Origin of the sequence: Flavonifractor sp. DFI.6.63, assembly GCF_024462255.1 — a bacterium.
GTDB lineage: Bacteria > Bacillota > Clostridia > Oscillospirales > Oscillospiraceae > Lawsonibacter_A > Lawsonibacter_A hominis.
Genome location: NZ_JANGBE010000002.1, coordinates 1 through 19,755, shown reverse-complemented (window position 1 = coordinate 19,755; position 19,755 = coordinate 1). Strand labels below are relative to the sequence as shown.

Here is a 19,755-nt window from a genome sequence, read left to right as displayed (position 1 = left end):
CTATCTGATATTCAGCCAGACCACAATGGGCCGGTCAAAGTCCGCAGTCACATAATTCTTTCGCGTATGGATAGGGCGGTAACGCCCATCCAGTTCGCACTCCACGCTCTGCTCAATACGGCCTCCGCTCTGGGCCAGATGCTCCCGGAATGCGCGCAGGGTATGCAGGCGCACCGCCAGCGGGTCGTTCTCCCTGCATCGCAGGTCCGCACAGTACACATAACTGCGCGGATTTTCTTTGAGCATAAAGCCGTAGGTCATATACAGGCGGCACTTGCGTTCCCGCTCCCGCTCGATATGCTTCACATAGTCTACGGCGCTCTTGATACCCTGTGTCAGATAAAGATACCCCATCTGATAACGCTGCTCATCCGACAGGGGGAGCTCCGTCTTTTCCTGCCCCGGCAGTCCTTTATAGATGTGGAAGCTCTCCGGTGCATAGCGGTAACCGTGGATGTGGTACTCAAAAGATGTTTTTCTCATAAAGCCTCCTTGCAACAGTTGGCCGGACGCCCTCAAAGGACGCCCGGCCATTGTACCTGTATCATGCAGCCGCAGGGAGCTCCTGCTGCTGCACGACTTCTTTGTTTTCCATCAAATCAGCCAAAAGCACATCTGCCAGCAAATGGCCGGCAAGGTGCCCGGTATGGATGACCACCCGGTCTTTCTTCATCTGGATAAACTCCTCGTTGCGCAGGACGCGGCTCTGCGCGGCCAGCTTCAAATCTTGGCCTGTGAGCCGTGCCGCAATGACTTTTTGCCACTTCTGCAGAAATTCCGTTGCCTGCTCGATGTCCTCGTGCTGGCGGTCAAACAGCGTGCGTTTTTGACGCACAGTGCCGTCCGGCTCGATCTCCAGTGTGTAATAGGGATCTTCTGGTTCCTCCGCTCGGCGCAGAAACATGATGAAGCTCTCCCGGCGCTCGATGCGGTCATAGTACCGTTCGCCGGCGCCGTCATTCCCGACACAATGGTGAAGCATCCGTCCCTCTTTGATAATATCAAAAGTATTTTGAGGGGCAATGACCAGATAATCCTCATCTGCATAGGCATACTTTTTCTGCAATCCCTCGCAGATGGAGCGAACATGGGGGTACTTCTTGTCCATGTTCTCTGCTTGAAGCTCCAAACTTCCAGCCTCACACTGGATAACCAGTTCATCATGCCGCTGACGCAATTTACGCGCACGATAGATAATTTCATCGCTGGTGTCGATATGCAGACGCTCTGCCATAGCAAGGTAGTCCTGCCATGTGGTCAACGCCTGCTGGCAGCTTCCGTCAAAATCCGGCTTCTGTTTTTGCAGATAGTTTCGGATTTGAATCGGACTCATGCGGTCCGCGATGAACAGAATGTCTTTGGCGCTGATCCGTTCTTTTTTAAACCAGCGAAACAGTTCATCCGGTATGCGTTGATTGGTCCGCTTTTCAAGCTGCAGCCATGCCAGGTCTTCCGTATCGCCATTTATCTGCCGCAGGCGGCGGAATTTGGGGCCGTCTAATCCCAAGGCCCGAATCAGGCGCGGCTCATTTGGATAGAGTATCCGTTCCCGCACAGAATCACAATGTTCAAAGCATTCTTTTGTCAGCCTTGGCAAGTCTGCCTTCCAAATCTGCTCCATCTTCGGCATCCGCTTCCAAACAGCCAAATACTTTTCCGGATCAGTCACCGGATGGGTGCGTACCCACTGCACAAGGCCAGTGCCGAGCAGTTCCTTCTGTTCCATGCAGGGAAGGCTCTTACCATAGACCCTGCCTGTCTGAACGGTAAAGTAACCATAGTAACAGGGACTACCGGCAATCCATCGCGTTTCCCGCTGGCAATACACGCCCCAATAGTAAGAGCGTATTTCTCCGCTGCGGTCATAAATCGAACGGCGAAACTCATGCCAGTAGGGCTCTCCGGAGGGCAGACTGTCTTTCCAGTAAGTCCTCTCTGCCCAGAATTCACGGAGAACAAAGCCATCCTTGCACCGTTGAATCAGATAAGCATAGTCCTTTTCTGTCCGAATATACCCGGCGCGCCCCAGGGCTTTGAATACAATGGGATGCCGGCAGCAGGTACAGCGTCCTTTCTTATTGTGATATGGATGCCCGGATATAGGGACCTCTTTCCCACAAAAGGTACAATAACCGTTTTGGGCTCCGCCGCGTTTATAGCGATAGAAGATGAAATTTTCCCGCACAGCCACCTTATCAATCCAGCGCGTCCAATCCTTGGGCAGTTCAGGCACCTGAGCCAGATCCTGATCCCACGCGCCGGTAATTCGTTTATGCCTCTGCTCCAACTGTTCGTCCCGTACATTTCTCTGAAAATCAAGGATACCGAGATCACCGCCGCGTTCCCCACAAAGATAATCCTGTACTACGGCAGCATCTTTCTCACTGGCCCAGCAGGTGGCATAATAGTTTCTCCCCGGCCAATTCAGCCTGTCCAGTTTGGCGTCCCGCCATTTTTTCTCTAAATGGTCGTAAGTCAGAAACTGGTGCGCTTTCTTGTCAAGGAACACTTCATAAGCAGGATTGTTGCCATCCAGCCGCAGATGCTCCGGCAGATAAAAAGCCGCTTTGAGGATGCCATCCTGAACGACGCAGTTCATATATGGATAGTAGGTCCGTTCAACATAGCGATAGCCATAGGGGCTTTCATGCTGTTTCGGCTCATCCGCTATTGCTGCCTGTTTCATTTCCGGCGTTGCCGTCAATTTCGGCATTGCCAGGAGTGCAGATTTCTTCAATTTAGTTCACCATCCTTTTTTCAAGCTCCACGCCATACCAAATTCCTGGTTGGAGCGTTTTCCCGTCAATCTCCGCCACCACGATCTGCTGGATGCCGCCGGTAGTGCCGTCCTCTTTTGCAAACGCAAGTACATCTCCGTTCCGAGTCCCTTTTGCAATAGGGTCGGCGCCGCGCACCGCTGCATAGCCATTCCACGCTTCAGCTTTGTCCGCCTTTATATTGCTGTTCCACTTCCGCTTCGGGTGGTCTGCCATAAAAGCAAGGCCATGGAGGAAAAGTTCTTTTTTTGTCAGCCGTTTCAAAATTGTCAACTCTGTACAGGAAATTTTGGAATCGACACCATCTTCGTCAATGTCTCCGCCGGCATCGACAATATAGTATTCTGCGTGGTTTATATCTCTGTAATAGCTCAAGCAATCCAGTGGGTCCTCAGCACAGTGAAAGCCATTATGAGCACAGTTGGCCTTTTCTGTTACATTGAGTCCCATCTTGAACTGGTAGCCTCTGCAAATCAGGCCGGGAAGAAATCCTTTATATGCAATCATGCTGCACCCCCTTAACCTGCCTTTGCCATGCCGAGATCCAGCAGCGACAGCTGACCATCGTTGGCAGGCTTTTCCTTCTGCACAGGCTTCGGTTTGGCTTCTGCCTTTTTCTTTTCCTTCTGCTTCTTTTTGGTGGTTCTGGCGAAATCTTTTCCATAGTAGGGGTTCGGTACAAACTTTTCTTCTTCCTCATGGTCCTCTTTGGCGTCTGGGTCGCGGAAATAGTCCTCTGCCCACTGGTAGCACAAATCGTCCGGAACATCACAGCCATACCCTTGTCTGCCCGGACCTGGCTGAATGCCGCTTGCTTTGAGTTCATCCTGAATGTAGTCCCACGCCTTGCGGCTGATGTACTGGAAACAGTGGATCATTGACTTGCGCGGGTGCATGGTGAGGCGTGCGAAAGCAATATCCTCCAGGCACTTGGTCTGGATAAATTCTGCCACACACTCCTTCATGTTGCGCCGGGTCAGTTTTTCTGTATCTGCGCTGACCCGCTGCATGGAGGCGTTCACCACCTCGTCGTCGCTCATCGCGGCCAGACGCTCCAGCTGCTCCTGCTCGGCCTTTTTCTTTTCAGCCTGCCGGGCTTCCCATTCTGCTTTACGCTTGGCTTCAGCCGCCTCATGCTCGGCACGGCGTTTTTCCTCGTCCGCATCGGTGGCCGCATCGGCCTTGGCGGGCGCCTCCTGCTCTTTACCGGCATCGTCCCCATCCGTGTCCGCTGCCTCGGAAGCATTGTCTCCGTTCATGTCTTCCAATTCCTCGGCCTCATCGTCTGCATCAAATGCGGGCGATGGCGGCGTTTCCACGACAGGGGAAGCCGCTAAACGGCTGTCCGACGGCACCGGCAGCTCGTCAAAAGTTTCCTCATCCTCAAAGGCGTCTCCAGCCGGTACTTGTTCTGCGGGAAGCCCGAGCTCCTCCTGCTTGTTCAGCGCCATTTCTGAAAAATATCCCATAGTGATCTCCTTTCCGTCGTTTCATAAAAAAGGCACGGAACAGGCCAATGCCCATCCCATGCCTTTGCCACATTGTTTTACAGCACATAAACCAATGTACTGTAGCTGTCAAAGCAGTAACACACCACATTCGGATATTGCTTTGACCATTCCTTGATTTGATCCTGCACTGCTTGAGCCGCCCTGCGCGCCGGACCGTTCCACGGCGGCGGAACCGTCACCGTAAAAAAGCATTTTTCTGTACGGGGCCGCACATCAGCGTCCAGATGGACGCATTGCTCCAGGAGCGCCAAAAGCTGGCTCTCCTTTGTCTCACTCACGACAACCATCAAAACCTCTCTTATGTCTTTTCTGGAATTTCCTTCTTTGCGAGCATAGGGGAAAACTTTACTTGTCTAAACTGGTCTTGTCCGCTTACATAATAATATGCCCGCTTGGTACCATGATTCAGTTCCACTACATCGGAAATCGCCATCGGCCGCCCGCGGCAGCCTTCAGGCAGCCGCTCCCGGCAGTCGGCAAACAGGCGCTTCAAAAGTGCGTCATCTGATTCCTCCGCTGGACAGTAGATTTCTCCACTTCCTGCCACATAGTACATCGCCGCAGGCGGCTGTTCATAACCAGCCGCTTTTAACGCTGTAATATCCTTGAAAGCAAATGGGATCGCGTTCTCTTCGTCCAGTTGAAGTTGATAAAGTACAAACCTTTGTTTTCGCCGCTGTGGCTCCAACAGGGCGGCAAGAGCGTCCCGGCCGCCGCACAGGAAGGTTTTATGTTCCTCCCCCGTCAGCCCCAGATACTCTGTCAGTCCGATGTCTTGCTCGGCCCGGTGCTGCCACTGTTCCACGCAGTCCTCAATGTGGGCCAGCTCGCACAGCCCGCGCAGATACTGCTCTTTGAAACTCAACTTTTCAATTTCCTTTTGCCGCTGACTGCCCTGGCGCAAAGCCAGCTGCCAGTCATCAAACCCTTTATAATTGGGATTCCAAGTCAACCGCCGGCAATTCATGCCGTGCTTTTGCGCCATTAAGTAAATTTTGGATGCCCCGGCCATGGTCATTTTGTTGTTGTACTTGTCCATGTCATGGGCTTCGATAATCTCTTCTGTACCACTCTGCGCCAGCAACGCAAACATAGCGTCCAACGGACTGGTGTTATTGGCGCCGGCAATCGCGGCGAAAGTGCGCCCGGTCAGACAATGGGAGATGTCTGCCTTCAAAAGACCTTCAATCACATAAACGACACGGGCAGATGGATTTCCTGCCAGATGTACCGGGCTGCCCGATCCTGTCCCGCCCTTTTTTGAGGAAGACGAAAACCAGATATATTTTGCTCCCGGCTTTTCCGGCGGATCATCCTTGTTTTTCAGCGGTATATCCAGTTTGATCTGGAATCCCTGCAACATGCCGTCAAAGCCGATGGCAGGGATCAGGATGCCGGCTGTCTTTTGATAAAAAGCCATAGTCCAATGTCCACCGCCATCCTGGTAAAAGCCCGGCACTCCCTGCACCTTGCATCCCTGCTTGATCAGCCGTTCTGTAATAGACCGGCATAGAAAAGGCGGTGGGGTACTCTTAAAGCCCAGTGCGTCAATCTGTTCATCAGACAGCCCGCGTTTAGGGGAGCGCAGATGCTCCCGATGCGCCGGCCGCAGCGTAAGTTGAGCAAGCAGCAGGGATAGCGTCTGGTGGATCTCCGCTGGACTGGCCTTATTCGACTGTGGTACTGTTTTTCGCTCGGAAGAAGAATGACCGGCAGGGGCAGCCCAGGCCCCCGAAGTTGAAGGGCATGGGCTGGCCGGCCGTTGTTGGGCTTCATTCCCGGAGCGTGCGTGTTCCTCTTGGATATTGTCACACAGAGCTTCTGCAATCTCCCAGTAGGCATCGGATGTAGTCGTATGGTTAAGTTCAGCATACAGCGCCAGCATTCCGCCATGTGCATCGCAGTGGTTGCACCGCCAGACATTCTTGACGAAATTGACATTCATCCGTCCCCGGCGGTCACCGCAGAACGGGCAGTCCACATAGACGCTGTTCGCCTGTTGACGCCTGATGCGCAGGTTTAATAGATTGACAACTTCCATGATGCCGAAAGGAAATTCATCCGGGTATGAGCCCATTTGTCATTCCTCCCTTCATACCCGAGCCAGGGCTTCGCATCAACCGGCCTTCTGAAGTGAATTGAGGACCAGCTGGGCGGCAGCCCGAACGATGTTGTCCTTGCTTTTGTTGCCCGGAGTCAAATAGAAACGCAGATTGACAGGCCGCTTCTTCGCCACTTCTGCAATAGTCAGCCCCCGGCACACACCGCTGTCCACAACGACCTCCTGTGCCTGTTCCAGCGTCATCACCTTCAGAATATCCTCTACAGGCATATCCGGGGTATATGCAGGGGCCTCTTGCACGATTTCGGCTTCCGGGACCTCCTGTGCCTCCTTGGTGGCCGTCAGATCCTCTGCAGGGCGCTGAACTGGCAGTTCCTCCGCAGGGAGATGAATTGGTAATTCCTCCGCCGCCTTACTGTTTTCCGGCTGTTCTTCCGTTGGTGCGAATCCCGCTGGCAGTGTATCCGTGTTTGCAGTAGGGCTCACCGGCAAACTCTGCCCCTTGGCTGGAGTTTCTGCGGGCTGAATCTTCGTTCTTGCTGTTTCCGCGTTTTCAGATGCCCTCTGTGGCGTTTGTGTGCCCCCGGAAATGGAATTACCCTCGGAAAGAACAGCGGCCTTCTGCGAGGCGCTGGAGGGCTCCTGCGGCAACACAGTGCTCACAGGCGGAGTAATGGCAGAGGGCTGCGTTTTACTCACAGGCGCCGCTTTCTGTACGGAAGCGGCATGAGTGTCGGCGCTCACAAGCTGGATACCAAATCCAGCGTCCGAAAGGGCCTGGCTCAACGCCTCATTTTGAGCTGCCTTCACAAAGTCCCTGCTATCCTGCATGGTCTGCTGGGCAACGCTCACGCTGAACGGCTCCGCGTCACTGCGGTCCAGAAATACCTTGGCCTCAAAAATCGCCATCTGCTCCGTGATCCGCATGGCCGTCAGACGCATACGCCCATTGGGGTGTGCCATTCGGAACCAGAGTTTCTGATAGGGTAAGTCCAATTTCATGGAGTCCCCGGCACGCCGGAGGAACTTCAGCGGGTCGAACCCCGGTACCTTGTTCAGTTCCGCAGCGGCAGGAACGGCCTCGTACATCGTTTTTGCATTATTGTTGTTGTCACTCATCTTCTAAACTCCTTCCTGTATAATAAATAGGGGACGCTGGGCGTTTTTCTGCACCTTGCGTCACATTTTTAGCCTGCGTGCTTCAATTCTTTTTCCAAGTCCGCCGGAACGGGGATACCTGCCCGCCGGGCATACGCCTTATAGTACAGGTGGATGCGTTCACCCAAAAGCGTGTTGCGTTTGCCGATCTCATTGCGATGGATTGCCATGAACAATACCTGCTTTTGACCGATGAGCACCACACGCTTTTTTGCGCGGGTGATGCCAGTGTAGAGCAGATTTCGATAGAGCATGACAGTATGTGCCTTTAAGAGCGGCATAATGACCGTATCGTACTCGCTTCCCATTGCTTTATGAATCGTAGTGGCGTAGGCGAGGTCCAGATTGACCATATCCTCTATGCCGTACTCCAACTCACGGCCCACACCGAAGTCAAGTCCAACGCGAGTTCCATCTTCATCATTTTTGATATAGCGGATGAATCCCAGGTCGCCATTGGATACCTTGGCAGTGTTTTTGGTCTGCATGATCCGGTCATTGACCCTGAATACCTTGACACCGATTTTGATTTCTTCCTCGGCGGAACGGAACGGGTTAACCATTTCGCGGATCGCTTCGTTGAGCTGTTCCGCAGAGGCCGCGCCGTCCGAGCGGAAAGGCGATAGGATCTGCACCCGGTCAATCCCACTTTCCTCGATCTCCCGGCAGTAGCGGGCAACAATTCGTTCAGCGGCTTCCGCCTGATTGTTGCTTGCCATGAAAACGAAATCCTGGCCGTAGTACAGCTTGGTGTTGCCTTCGTTAATGAATTTGGCGTTGTAGGCAATCAGGCTGTCCTTGGACTGACGGAAAATCTGATCCAGCACCGTCACGGTGATAAGGCCGCAGTCAATCAGTTCACGGAACACATTCCCGGCGCCTACACTGGGAAGCTGATCCGGGTCTCCGACAAGAATGACCCGTGCGCCACCTTTGATGCGTGAGAAAAATTTATTTGCCAGCCACATATCCACCATGGAAAACTCATCCACAATGATCAAATCGGCCGAAAGCGGCTCTTGGGTGTTGTTGCGTTTTATTTCATCTTCTTCGCTGGCGAGCCCCAAAATGCTGTGCAGCGTCTTGGCCTTATCAACCCCGGTGCTTTCCGCCATACGCCGGCTGGCTCGGCCTGTCGGCGCCATCAAGGCGATCTCTCCCTGGGGATGCAGGCGGCGGTAGACCTCCAAAATTGTTTTCAGCACAGTTGTCTTGCCGGTGCCCGGGGAGCCTGTGATGATGGAAAGATTGTGGCGATAGGCTGCATACACAGCCGCTTCCTGTTTTGAGGACAGCGCCAATCCAATTTCTCGTTTGACCTGCTCCAAAATTTGTTCGATCTTCTCCGGGGTGGGAGGCTCCACCACACGCATCGCAATCCGGCGGGCAGTTTCATCCTCTTGTGCAAATACACGAGGAAGATAAATGCCTCCTTTGACGGATACGACCTCTCCATGCAGGATCATATCTTCGAGGACATCGCTGACCTCTTGTGCATGGAGCCGAAGCGAAGGAATAGGGATTTTAGCGTTGAGTAATTGGAGCGCCTCTTTTTGTAAAGCCTCACTGGTCAAAAACAAATGTCCGTTTTTCCCCTTGCTATCCTCCAACGCCCAGAACAAGGCGCCTTTGATTCGCATAGGGGCGCGCAGTTCGCCTCCGTTTTTCTGAACGATGGCATCCACCCTTAAAAAGCCAAAACCGGATATTTGGCAAAGCTCAAACGGACTCTTTTTCAAGATGTCCACGCTGGCCGGGCCGAAAAACTGATAAATCTTCTGCGCTGTTTTCGGTGTAATCTTGAACGGGGAGAGCAGCGTCATCAGGTCTTGCAGCATCCGGCTCTCTGCATATGAGGTCTTGATGGCCTCCAGCTTGTTCTCCGTGATGCCTTTGATCTCCAGCAGCCGCTCCGGGCGATTTTGCAGAATGTCCAGTGTCTCCACGCCGAAGCGTGATACGATCTGTTTGGCGAGCGCCGGCCCGATGCCTTTGATAAGGCCAGAGGCCAGATAGCCTTCCACTCCACTCTTGGTTTGAGGGACAATTTCATGCCACTGCTCCACCTGAAGCTGCATCCCATACTTTCCTTTTTTCCATTCGCCATCCAGTTCCAGTTCTACCGCATCTGTGCGGGGCAGTTCGTAGCCGGTAGCCACAAACCGAATCAGATGATCCTTGTGCCGGCGGGTAGACCTGGCTTCTTGAGGTACATCCTTGTCCGCAGTTTTTACACTGATGATGCAGAACTTATTTGCAGGATTATGGTAAATTGTCCCATCATAAGTTCCTCTATGGATCAAATCATTTTCCTCCTTTCTCATGCCGCCTTGGTATCAATTTTCACACTGAACCTTCGGGATTCTGAAACGGTTACATACTGCTCGTAAATATCAGGGTGGTCCAGCTTCAGCCGCATCAGATTGTCTTTGTCAATGCCGGGCGTTCTCACTGGATTGTAGGTGACAATATAGTTCACCCCATCCTGTTGGCAAACGGCCTTGCAGCTCTTGCCCATTTCTGCGACCAGCGCCGCCTTCAGCCGCTTCATATCCGCCTCAATCTCTTTGCTGCCCGCTTCCGTGAGTTTCTTCTGCTCCTGAAGCTGGAGATAGCGCATCAATTTGGCTGTCAGGCTCAAATCAAGCGTTACAACGGGAGCGTCCTGATCTGCAGAGCCCGTATGCCGGCGCACGCTTTCAAGCACCAGATCACCATCTTCGGTATAGGGCGGCGGCGTCCTGGTAAGAACATGGTTTTCCCAGAAATACTGCTCCAGGAAAATCATCTCCTCCTCATAGGACTCGTCCCGCCGGATTTCACGAATAATGGTTTCTTCCTCGTTGTTGCCATACAGGCAGCAGAAGAAGCAGCGGTCCACATTCATGACGGCCATATAGTGCCGCCCTTGGGCTTCATAATAGACGGGAACGGTTTCTTCACCGTTTAGCCACCAGTTATCCCTTGCGTTATAATTTGTCGTTTTAATCTCCAGAATTGCGGTACTGCCATCCGGCAATTCCACAAAATAGTCCACATCGGCCAGCATCCACGAATACTGTGGGTGCTGGAACATTTTTTTGATCTGATAGACCTTGTACCCTGTGCGGTGTTGGAATATCTTCGCCACCAACGACTCCAACAGGTGCCCCATTTCCAGAGCAACCCAGTTGTCCTCATTATCTTCGACCGCTACGATATTCAACTTGTCAAAGTAGAGGTCTCTTGCCGTCCGCCAGGGTGAAATTCCCAGCAGAGCCGCCACATCACTGCCGCCAATCCCTTTCCGGCGGTATGCAAGCCATTCCTCTTCGGACAGGCCCGCCGTTTCCACCAAAATTTGGGGTTGACTTCGCTTTTCGGCGGCTACATTGCTCGCCGGCATCTTTAGCACCCCCTCCGTGTTCGGCGGGGAATAGCGTGTACTCGAATCATTGGACTATGGACTTGGCTGGATTTGGGCACCTTCTGATGCTGCCAGTCCTCCAAAGGCCATTTCCTTTTTGCCATAGGCTCCTGCCTTCGCTTTTTTACATTCATGCGTGTTACCTGCCTTTCTGTAGTTTGATATATCCTCAAAGCCGTTTCCGGCATTTGGGCGACAAAAAAGCGAGCATGACAAAGGGCAAAACGCCTGTTGTCCATAGTTGCCTATGAACCAATGTCATCCTCGCTGATGGGGAAACCCCGAAAAATAAAAAAAGCCAGTAATATACTGGCCCGAATGGGCGCAGCAATACTACTGGCACAAATACAATCTTAACTGCGTGTGCAATGCAGGGCTTTGAGCCTTGCCGTACAGATACAAGATCTGTATCCCACATGGAGAACGCACAAAAATCAATTACAAGTACAGGATAGCACAATATATTGATTTAGTCAAGAACAAATGTCTATATATAGTCTAACAGGAAAATTTTTTTACAAAAAATAGGCTGTGCAGAAAAAACAGCCTTCTTGCCCTATTTATAGGGTGTACAGACATGGTGCCGGATTCCGTAGCCAGTCCGCACGCTCTTTTTGTACCTTGACAATTCTCATAACCTCTTTTATCGGAGTTATACAGGAGATGCGGATAGTGTGTTTGTGCGCGCCCACAACTTAAATGTCGCATAGCGGCAGCCTGAAAATACGCGGCGGAAAGCCCCGGCGCAGGAAATGGACGATGGAAGAGCCTTCACACTTCCCGATGAATTTAAGTGACTTCATTGTTTTTGTTGAAAACCTTTTCCTACAAATCGTAGGGGATATATGTAATTGCAAATAAAGGAGGGCAATTATGGAAAAAAGAAAACCCAATGACCTTTCACCAGATCAGTGCTTGGCGGTCGATACAGAATCGCTTTGCAAACTGCTCGACTGCGGGCGGCACACGGCCGTCCAGATCGGCGACCTGGCCCACGCCCGCATCACCATGAATTCTCGTGTCCTTTGGAGCGTTCAGCGAGTAAAGGAATACTTGTACGAGATCTCATGCTAACAGAGCCCTGCCCATTCCGGGCGCAGCAACACACAAAACATCGGGAGGTATCAGCCTATGCCAAAAGTTAGAAAAGACAACAAAGGTCGTAACCTGCGGCCAGGAGAGACACAACGCTCAGACGGCAGCTATATGTTTGTCTATAAACTGGGCAAAAAGAAAAAGTACATCTATGATTTTGACCTTGCCAGTTTGCGAGCCAAAGAAAAAGTGCTCAACCGTGACAGCGATGACGGTATTCGTACCCAGGAGGCTATGAAAATTACCCTAAATGATATGTTTAAAGTCCTCATGGATACGAAAATTCAGTTAAAGGCTTCTACACGGGCGAATTACGAATATCTTTGGAACAACTATGTGAAGGACGAGCCGTTTGCTAACATCCCTCTGCCTAATATCCGAAAGAGCGACATCCTGACCTTTTACACGAAGCTTTTGAAAAAAGGCTTTGCGATCAATTCTCTGGAAAGCATCAATAACCTGATCCATCCCACGCTGGAATTGGCGGTCGATGATGATTACATCCGAAAAAATCCCAGCAAGGGCGTCTATCGCTCTCTCAAAACAGAGGGGGCCGGGGCACCCCCGAAGAAAAGAATCGCGCTGACTATGACACAGCAGAAGAACTTTCTTCGTTTCATTTCAAAGTCACCGATGTATAGCCACTGGCTGCCTGTCATGGTCGTGCTGCTCGGTACAGGAATGCGTGTTGCGGAATGTACTGGCTTAACTAAAAATGATGTGGATCTGGAGAACAACACCATCTCTGTCAATCATAATTTGATTTACCGTGTGATTGATGGGAAAGCAGGTTTTCACATCAACACCCCTAAAACAACCAACGGCACCCGTACCATCCCGATCCTGTATCCGCAGGTTGCTGAACAGCTCCGCACATTGATTGAAGTCATGGACACCCTCTATCCGGAAGACCTTGTGATGAATGGGTATCACGGTTTCCTTTTTAGGAATCGGGAAGGTTACTTTCTCAGTGCCCATAATATCAACCGGGCCATCCAGCGTATCTCCATCGCCTACAACGCCGAAGAAATGGATCAGGCTGAACTGGAAGATCGTGAGCCGGAACTGCTGCCGCATTTTAGCGTACATAACATGAGACACACATTCTGCACGCGGCTCTGTGAAAGCACGAACGACATCAAGTTTATCCAGCAAGTGATGGGCCACGCTGATTTTTCCACAACTATGGATATTTATACGCATATTACGCAAGAAAACATGAGGGAAAAAGCAGAGGCAATCAAGGGCAATTTGGTGCTAATGTGAAAATTGCAAAAAAGGGCAAATCCGCATAAAAAACACGGATTTGCCCTTCATTTTGGCCCGTCTGAAGCCGTCTGATTTCAAGCAAAAGTTGTAGAAAAGTTGTAGTTGTAAGCCCTTTTCACTATATCTTGTGCCGTCCTATTTCATCAGACGCTACATATTGTGGAATTTTAGCCCAAAGGCTTCATCGTCGGGAACAGGATTACGTCCCGGATGGAGTCGGAATTGGTCAGCATCATGACGCAGCGGTCAATGCCGATGCCCATGCCGCCCGTGGGAGGCAGACCATACTCCAGGGCGGTGATGAAATCCTCGTCCATCATGCCGGCCTCGTCGTTGCCCGCGTCGCGCAGGGCGATCTCGTGCTCGAAGCGGCCCCGCTGGTCAATGGGATCGTTGAGCTCGGAGAAGGCGTTTGCAAACTCACAGTGGTTGATGAACAGCTCAAAGCGCTCCGTCAGGCGGGGGTCCTTGGGAGAGCGCTTGGTCAGGGGGGAGACCTCCACCGGATACATGGTGATGAAGGTGGGCTGGATCAGCTTCTCCTCCACCCGCTGGTCGAACGCCTCATACAAAGCGGTGCCCCAGGTGCGCTCGCAGCCTTCCAGGTCGACGCCCGCGGCTTCCACGGCTTTGCAGGCCTGCTCGTCATCCGAGACGGCGTCGAAGTCCACGCCCACATAGTCCCGAACGGCGTCGATCATGGTCAGCCGCTTCCAGCCGGGCGTCAGGTCGATCTCCTCGCCCAGCCAACGGACGTTGTAGCCGCCCAGGATATCCTTGGCGGCGGTGGACAGAACGCCCTCGGCAATGTCCATCATATCATGGAAGTCGGCATAGGCCTCGTAGAGCTCGATGGTGGTGAATTCCGGATTGTGCTTGGGGTCCATGCCCTCGTTGCGGAAGATGCGGCCGATCTCGTACACCCGCTCAAAGCCGCCCACCACCAGGCGCTTGAGGTGCAGCTCTGTGGCGATGCGCATATACATGTCGATATCCAGCGTATTGTGATGGGTGATGAAAGGCCGGGCGGTGGCGCCGCCGGAAATGGTATTGAGGACCGGGGTCTCCACCTCCAGGTAGCTGCGCGCGTCCAGATAGGCGCGCACATGCTTGATAAAGGCGGTGCGGATCTGGAAGGCGCGGCGCACGTCCTCGTTCATGATCAGGTCCACATAGCGCTGACGGTAACGGGTCTCCTTGTCGGTCAGGCCGTGGAACTTCTCCGGCAGGGGCAGCAGGGACTTGGAGAGCAGCGTCACCCGGCGGGCCTTCACGGAGATCTCGCCCCGCTTGGTCTGGAACACTTCGCCCTCCACGCCGACGATATCACCGATGTCGGTCTTCTTGAACTTGGCAAAGGCCTCCTCCCCCAGCTCGTCGATGCGCACATAGAGCTGGATGCGGCCTTTGACGTCCTGAAGATCACAGAAAACCGCCTTGCCCATGCCCCGCTTGGACATGATGCGCCCGGCCACGGAGACCGTTTTGCCCTCCAGGGCCTCAAAACCGGCCTTGATGTCGGCGGAGCGGTGGGTCACGTTGTACTTGGTGATCTGGAAGGGGTCCTGCCCCGCGTCCTGCAGCTCCTTGAGCTTGGAACGGCGGATCTGGCGCAGTTCAGACAGGGTTTCCTCCATGGGCTCGTTGACGTTTCTCTCTTCAGTAGACATGGTAGCTGCTCCTTACTTTACTTTTGAATCTCTAAGATCTGATACCTTAATAAACCGGCCGGCGCTTCCACGTAGACCTCGTCGCCCACGGCCCGCCCCAGCAGAGCCCGTCCAAACGGGGAGTCCTCGGAGATGCGGCCGTTCATGGGGTCGGCCTCCTGAGAACCCACCACCTGATAGCGCTCCTCTTCGTTGAACTCCAGGTCCAGCACCTTGATGCTGGAGCCCAGACGGACCGCGTTGGGGTCCTGCTCGTGCTCTTCGATGACCACGCAGTTCTGCAGGATATTCTCCACCTCCGCGATGCGGGAGTAGAGTTTGCCCTGCTCGTTTTTCGCCTCGTCGTACTCGCTGTTCTCGCTCAAATCGCCGAAGGAGCGCGCCTCCTTGATCTGGTCGGCCACCTCTTTCTCGCGGACCGTCTTCAGATAAACGAGCTCCTTTTTGAGCTCCTCCAAGCGCTCAGCGCTCAGTTTGAATTCCTTCGCCATGTTGTTCGCGCACACCTTTCCTGTTATGCTTTCCGTCTGATTCTCTTTGGCAGAAACAGGTCTCCTGCCGACCTGCAAAATGCTGAAAGGATATGGTTTCTCACATTAATACGATATTATATGTAGTTTCCCCCATCCTGTCAAGTCAATTTGCTTCTAAAATTTGTATGTTCGCAAGGTCCAGACGTCCCTCCTCCCACAAAAGCGCCAGCAGCGGCAGCCCTTCCGCCGTCCGGCATTCCAGCCCGGGGGGAGGGCCAAGCGCCAGCGCGCCCAGGTCCGGGACCGCCCCAAAGAGCTTCAGCGCGCCGCGGACATCCGCCGCCGGGGCAAAGCAGAGCACGGCGTGGGGCGTCACCCCCGCCTCCGGCTCCACCACCGGCGCGCCGTAGGCGCAGCGCAGGTATCCCGCCAGCTCCCTCCCCCCCGCCGGAGCGTCGACGATCAGGGTACGCACATGCCGGCACAGCTGTTCGGCCGCCTGGAACAGGGGCCGGTTGACCCGCGTCCCCGCCAGAGACACCGCCGCCTGCCCGGGGGCGATCCCCTGCCGTTTCAGCGCGGCCAGGGCCAAGGGCGCGGCCAGGGCCTGACACAGGGCCGCGGCGCTCACGCGCTGCAGCCCCGCCGCCTCCAGCAGCGGCCAGCCCGCAAATCCCTCCTGCGCCAGCACCCGCCGCACCCCCGCCCGGCACAGCAGCTCCGCCGCACGTTCCAGCCGGCGCTCCAGCTTCCGCTGTGCCAGCGCGTCCGGTGCGGGTACCCCCGCCCGCAGCACGGTCATGCCCGCCAGCTGCGTCCGTTCCAGTACCGGCCGGCGCCCCCGCCTGTCCTCCCGCACCAGCCAGCCCACCATTCCCCATCACCTCAGGACAAGGATATGCGCGCCGCGATGGGATATGACCGCCCTTTTTTGCAGAAACTTTACCTTGCCTTACCACAGCTTTTCATTTCTTTACCCGCGCCTGGTAGCGCCCGGCGCTCCGCTTCGGGTATCATGGGGACTGTCCGCAAGACAAAGAATCGTATCTGTATTGGAGGAAAATCTGAATGAATTGGAACAGACCCCTGGCCGTTTCTCTGGCGGCCCTGACCCTGTGCGGCAGTCTGGCCGCCTGCAGCGGCGGCACCGCCGACAACGCGCAGACCAGCGCCCTCCCTGCCGCCGCCCCCGTGTCCCTCTCCGCCGCTTCCGCCCAGCCCGCACAGACGAAGGCCCCCAAGTACGTGTTCCTGTTCATCGGCGACGGCATGAGCTATCCCCAGATCCAGTCCACCGCCGATTACCTGGGCGCCCTGGCCGACGAGGACTACTTGAACGCTCAGCCCAGCCTGGACGACAACATGGGCGCCAAGCTGGACGGTCCTTCCTATCTGAATTTTATGAATTTTGAGACCGCCGGTTCCGCGGTGACCTTTGATTCCAACAGCTTTGCTCCCGACTCCGCCTCCACCGCCACCTCCATCTCCACCGGCCACAAGACCTATTCCGGTACCATCAACATGGACGAGACCGGCAGCGTATCCTATGAGACCATCAGCGAAAAGCTGAAGGATCAGCTGGGCTGGAAGATCGGCGTGATCTCCTCCGTCAACCTCAACCACGCCACCCCCGCCGCCTTCTACGCCCACCAGCAAAGCCGCGGCAGCTACTATGAGATCGGTCTGGAACTGGTCGACTCCGGCTTCGAGTATTTTGCCGGCGGCGGTCTGCTCAAGCCCACCGGTTCCGACAAAGACAAGGAGAGCCTGTACGACCTGGCTGAGAAAGCGGGCTATAACGTGGTCACCACGCAGGCCGAGGCTGAAAAGGTCACCAGCGGCCCCGTCATCCTCATCGACGAGAACCTGGCCGATTCCAGCGCCATGGCTTATGAGCTGGACCGTACCGACGCCATGTGGTCTCTGGCCGATTATGTGGAGAAGGGCATCGAGGTCCTGGACAACGATAAGGGCTTCTTCATGATGTGCGAAGGCGGCAAGATCGACTGGGCCTGCCACGCCAACGACGCCGCCTCCACCATCAACGACACCATGGCCCTGGCCGATGCGGTACAGGTCGCCATCGACTTCGCCAGGGAGCACGCCGACGAGACGCTGATCCTGGTGACCGGCGACCACGAGACCGGCGGCCTCACCATCGGCTTCGCCGGCACCGACTATGATACCTACCTGACCCTGCTGAACCGCCAGAAGATCTCCTTCGCCAAGTACGACAGCGACTACGTGGCCGCCTACAAAGAGAAGAAGGCCTCCTTTGAGACCGTCCTGGCCGACATCGAAACGCTCTTTGGCCTGAAGACCCAGGGCAAGGAGGGCGACAAGCTGGTGCTCACCGAGTACGAGCAGAGCCAGCTCAAGGCCGCCTACGAAAAGAGCATCAACGGTACCGCCGCCAGCCAGTACGAGCAGGCCGAGTACGTGCTCTACGGCACCTATGAGCCCCTGACCGTCACCATCACCCACATCCTCAACAACAAATCCGGCGTCTCCTTCACTTCCTACAGCCACACTGGCCTTCCGGTCCCGGTCCTGGCCGAAGGCGCGGGCGCTGAGGTCTTCAACGGCTACTACGACAACACCGCCATCTTCAGCAAGCTTGCTGAGATGCTGGGTGTGAAATAAATCGCATCCTTCTTCCTCTCCTGCACGGACCAACCCACAGACACCGGGCGGGCCGCAGAAATGCGGCCCGCCCGGGTATTCTCGAACCGGCGGCTTTGCCGCTGATCCGGGAAAGCCTCGTCCCGCTGCGGAAGGCCCCCTGACGGGTTCCGAGCGCAGCCGCCCGCAGTACGCGGCCGTTGGCGGCTGCGTCGCTTTATGGGCGCGGCGCGCCCCTTTCGGGTGAACCCGGCGGGCCGTTTGGTCCGCCTGCCAATTACAGAAGAAAAGGAATGTTGTCATTGAAGCTGCTGCACGACGGCGCCAAGCGCCGCTATTACGCCCCCGTGGCGGTCTGCCTGCTGCTGATCCTCCTGCTGGCGCTCCTGCCCACGGGCTTTGAGGGCGCGCTCAACTACCAGGGCAACGACCGCTGCGCAGCCCGGGTAGTGGCCGTGGACGATTCCGCCGTCGTGGACACCGGCCTGGTCCGCTCCGGAGAGCAGGCCTGCACGCTGGAACTGCTGGGCGGAGCGTTCAAGGGGCAGACGGCCACGGGCTACAATATGCTCAACGGCTCCCTGGAGCAGGATAAGATCTTCGCCGTCGGCGACAAGGCCCTGGTGGTCATCTCCTATCAGGGCGATACCATCCTCTCCATCAACATGATCGACCACTACCGGCTGAACTGGGAACTGGTGCTGGCTCTCTGCTTCGCGGCCCTGCTCATCTTCTTCGCCGGTAAGACCGGCATTCGGGCCATCGCTTCCTTCGCCCTTACCGTACTGATGATCTGGAAGCTGCTCATCCCCCTTTATCTGAAGGGCCACAATCCCATCCTCATCGGCCTGGCGGCGACTCTGGTGCTCACCGTGCTCATCATCGCCCTGGTGTACGGCTTCGACCGCCGCTGCGCCGCCGCCGTGTCCGGGGCCGGACTGGGGGTGCTGGTCACCTGTGTGCTGGGGATTCTGTTCACCAACGCCTTCCGCATCCACGGGGCGGTCATGGCCTATTCCGAAAGTCTGCTCTACAGCGGCTTTCCGGATCTGGATCTGACCAGCATCTTTATGGCCTCCATCTTCCTGGGCTCCTCCGGCGCGGTGATGGACCTGAGCGTGGACATCTGCTCGGCGGTGAACGAGGTGGTGGATAAACGCCCCGACATCTCCCGCCGGGATGCGGTGCGCTCCGGAATGAACGTGGGCCGGGCCGCCATGGGCACCATGACCACGACCCTTCTTCTGGCTTATTCCGGCGGCTTTGTGGCCCTGCTGATGGTCTTTATGGCTCAGGGCACCCCCATCTGGAACATCCTGAACTACAAATATGTGGCGTCTGAGATCATCCATACGGTGGTAGGGTCCTTCGGACTGGTCACCGTAGCGCCCTTCACCGCCCTCACCAGCGGCATGCTGCTGGCGGGCCGAACCCATACATCCGACTCCGGCAAACCAGAGGCGGCGGGCTAGGCCCGCCGCCTCTGGCGGTCGAAAAACCCTCCTGGAGAAGAGCCTGGCAGAGTTGAGTCGTCCGCAGGCGACGGGAGGAAAGGAAGTTCCGTCATTTCCGGCGACATGCGCGTCGGAAATGACACCTCTCATGACGGGCAGGGCGGCTTTTCTGCCAGAATCGAGCCCTGTCCGTCATGCATCCCTCTGTCGAAAAAGGCCAGAGGCCGTTTTCGACAAGCTGAGGCGGGGGGGGGGGGG

16 protein-coding genes are annotated in these 19,755 nt (G+C 55.2%); 4 read left to right on the top strand and 12 right to left on the bottom strand.

Annotated elements, in window-relative coordinates; genetic code table 11:
- From NE547_RS00960 to NE547_RS00920, 9 genes are all read right to left on the bottom strand, one after another.
- A complete protein-coding gene (locus NE547_RS00960; protein WP_044940761.1) occupies positions 1 to 483 on the bottom strand; it encodes a hypothetical protein in 483 nt (160 codons plus the stop codon).
- 61 nt (positions 484 to 544) lie between these two features.
- The gene (locus NE547_RS00955; RefSeq protein WP_256174521.1) at positions 545 to 2,737 is read right to left on the bottom strand and encodes a PcfJ domain-containing protein; all 2,193 of its coding nucleotides are present in this window, start codon (positions 2,735 to 2,737) and stop codon (positions 545 to 547) included.
- A 1-nt stretch (position 2,738) separates the two neighbouring features.
- The gene (locus NE547_RS00950) at positions 2,739 to 3,284 is read right to left on the bottom strand and encodes a hypothetical protein (protein WP_256174520.1); all 546 of its coding nucleotides are present in this window, start codon (positions 3,282 to 3,284) and stop codon (positions 2,739 to 2,741) included.
- Between the two features lie 11 nt (positions 3,285 to 3,295).
- On the bottom strand, positions 3,296 to 4,246 hold the full coding sequence (locus NE547_RS00945) for a Cas9 inhibitor AcrIIA9 family protein (RefSeq protein ID WP_256174519.1): 951 nt from the start codon (positions 4,244 to 4,246) through the stop codon (positions 3,296 to 3,298).
- A gap of 77 nt (positions 4,247 to 4,323) precedes the next feature.
- On the bottom strand, positions 4,324 to 4,539 hold the full coding sequence (locus tag NE547_RS00940) for a hypothetical protein (RefSeq protein WP_256174518.1): 216 nt from the start codon (positions 4,537 to 4,539) through the stop codon (positions 4,324 to 4,326).
- Positions 4,540 to 4,586: 47 nt separating this feature from the next.
- A complete protein-coding gene (locus tag NE547_RS00935; protein WP_256174517.1) occupies positions 4,587 to 6,365 on the bottom strand; it encodes a YodL domain-containing protein in 1,779 nt (592 codons plus the stop codon).
- A gap of 39 nt (positions 6,366 to 6,404) precedes the next feature.
- Positions 6,405 to 7,469 (bottom strand): hypothetical protein, encoded by a 1,065-nt coding sequence (locus tag NE547_RS00930; protein ID WP_024738476.1) that lies wholly within the window; start codon positions 7,467 to 7,469, stop codon positions 6,405 to 6,407.
- Positions 7,470 to 7,537: 68 nt separating this feature from the next.
- Complete coding sequence (locus tag NE547_RS00925; protein WP_256174516.1) at positions 7,538 to 9,811, bottom strand: ATP-dependent RecD-like DNA helicase; 2,274 nt, start codon at positions 9,809 to 9,811, stop codon at positions 7,538 to 7,540.
- A gap of 17 nt (positions 9,812 to 9,828) precedes the next feature.
- Positions 9,829 to 10,893, bottom strand: coding sequence for a YqaJ viral recombinase family protein (locus tag NE547_RS00920; RefSeq protein WP_256174515.1), 1,065 nt, complete (start codon positions 10,891 to 10,893; stop codon positions 9,829 to 9,831).
- Positions 10,894 to 11,787: 894 nt separating this feature from the next.
- On the opposite strand from NE547_RS00920, the gene NE547_RS00915 reads away from it, so the two are divergent.
- Both NE547_RS00915 and NE547_RS00910 read left to right on the top strand, forming a co-directional pair.
- Positions 11,788 to 11,988, top strand: coding sequence for a hypothetical protein (locus NE547_RS00915; protein ID WP_006573960.1), 201 nt, complete (start codon positions 11,788 to 11,790; stop codon positions 11,986 to 11,988).
- A 57-nt stretch (positions 11,989 to 12,045) separates the two neighbouring features.
- Positions 12,046 to 13,275, top strand: a complete 1,230-nt coding sequence (locus NE547_RS00910) for a site-specific integrase (protein ID WP_024729783.1) — start codon at positions 12,046 to 12,048, stop codon at positions 13,273 to 13,275.
- Positions 13,276 to 13,445: 170 nt separating this feature from the next.
- On the opposite strand, the gene lysS is transcribed toward NE547_RS00910, so the two are convergent.
- From lysS to NE547_RS00895, 3 genes are all read right to left on the bottom strand, one after another.
- A complete protein-coding gene (gene lysS, locus NE547_RS00905; RefSeq protein WP_256174514.1) occupies positions 13,446 to 14,948 on the bottom strand; it encodes a lysine--tRNA ligase in 1,503 nt (500 codons plus the stop codon).
- Between the two features lie 17 nt (positions 14,949 to 14,965).
- Entirely contained in the window at positions 14,966 to 15,439 is a 474-nt protein-coding gene (greA, locus tag NE547_RS00900) for a transcription elongation factor GreA (RefSeq protein WP_186906192.1), read from the bottom strand.
- Positions 15,440 to 15,584: 145 nt separating this feature from the next.
- Complete coding sequence (locus NE547_RS00895) at positions 15,585 to 16,295, bottom strand: hypothetical protein (protein ID WP_186906193.1); 711 nt, start codon at positions 16,293 to 16,295, stop codon at positions 15,585 to 15,587.
- Positions 16,296 to 16,489: 194 nt separating this feature from the next.
- Here NE547_RS00895 and NE547_RS00890 point away from each other — a divergent pair, with 194 nt between their 5' ends.
- Together NE547_RS00890 and NE547_RS00885 are read left to right on the top strand one after the other, a co-directional pair.
- Positions 16,490 to 18,064, top strand: coding sequence for an alkaline phosphatase (locus NE547_RS00890; RefSeq protein ID WP_256174513.1), 1,575 nt, complete (start codon positions 16,490 to 16,492; stop codon positions 18,062 to 18,064).
- Positions 18,065 to 18,336: 272 nt separating this feature from the next.
- Positions 18,337 to 19,515, top strand: a complete 1,179-nt coding sequence (locus NE547_RS00885) for a YibE/F family protein (RefSeq protein ID WP_186906195.1) — start codon at positions 18,337 to 18,339, stop codon at positions 19,513 to 19,515.
- The last annotated feature ends 240 nt before the right edge of the window (positions 19,516 to 19,755 follow it).

Coding starts and splice junctions, on each gene's coding strand:
- NE547_RS00950 (WP_256174520.1), bottom strand. CDS start 3,284: ATGATTGCATATAAAGGATTTCTTCCCGGCCTGATTTGCAGAGGCTAC.
- NE547_RS00920 (WP_256174515.1), bottom strand. CDS start 10,893: ATGCCGGCGAGCAATGTAGCCGCCGAAAAGCGAAGTCAACCCCAAATT.
- greA (WP_186906192.1), bottom strand. CDS start 15,439: ATGGCGAAGGAATTCAAACTGAGCGCTGAGCGCTTGGAGGAGCTCAAA.
- NE547_RS00960 (WP_044940761.1), bottom strand. CDS start 483: ATGAGAAAAACATCTTTTGAGTACCACATCCACGGTTACCGCTATGCA.
- NE547_RS00890 (WP_256174513.1), top strand. CDS start 16,490: ATGAATTGGAACAGACCCCTGGCCGTTTCTCTGGCGGCCCTGACCCTG.
- NE547_RS00910 (WP_024729783.1), top strand. CDS start 12,046: ATGCCAAAAGTTAGAAAAGACAACAAAGGTCGTAACCTGCGGCCAGGA.
- NE547_RS00895 (WP_186906193.1), bottom strand. CDS start 16,295: ATGGTGGGCTGGCTGGTGCGGGAGGACAGGCGGGGGCGCCGGCCGGTA.
- NE547_RS00945 (WP_256174519.1), bottom strand. CDS start 4,246: ATGGGATATTTTTCAGAAATGGCGCTGAACAAGCAGGAGGAGCTCGGG.
- NE547_RS00930 (WP_024738476.1), bottom strand. CDS start 7,469: ATGAGTGACAACAACAATAATGCAAAAACGATGTACGAGGCCGTTCCT.
- lysS (WP_256174514.1), bottom strand. CDS start 14,948: ATGTCTACTGAAGAGAGAAACGTCAACGAGCCCATGGAGGAAACCCTG.
- NE547_RS00915 (WP_006573960.1), top strand. CDS start 11,788: ATGGAAAAAAGAAAACCCAATGACCTTTCACCAGATCAGTGCTTGGCG.
- NE547_RS00885 (WP_186906195.1), top strand. CDS start 18,337: ATGTTGTCATTGAAGCTGCTGCACGACGGCGCCAAGCGCCGCTATTAC.
- NE547_RS00935 (WP_256174517.1), bottom strand. CDS start 6,365: ATGGGCTCATACCCGGATGAATTTCCTTTCGGCATCATGGAAGTTGTC.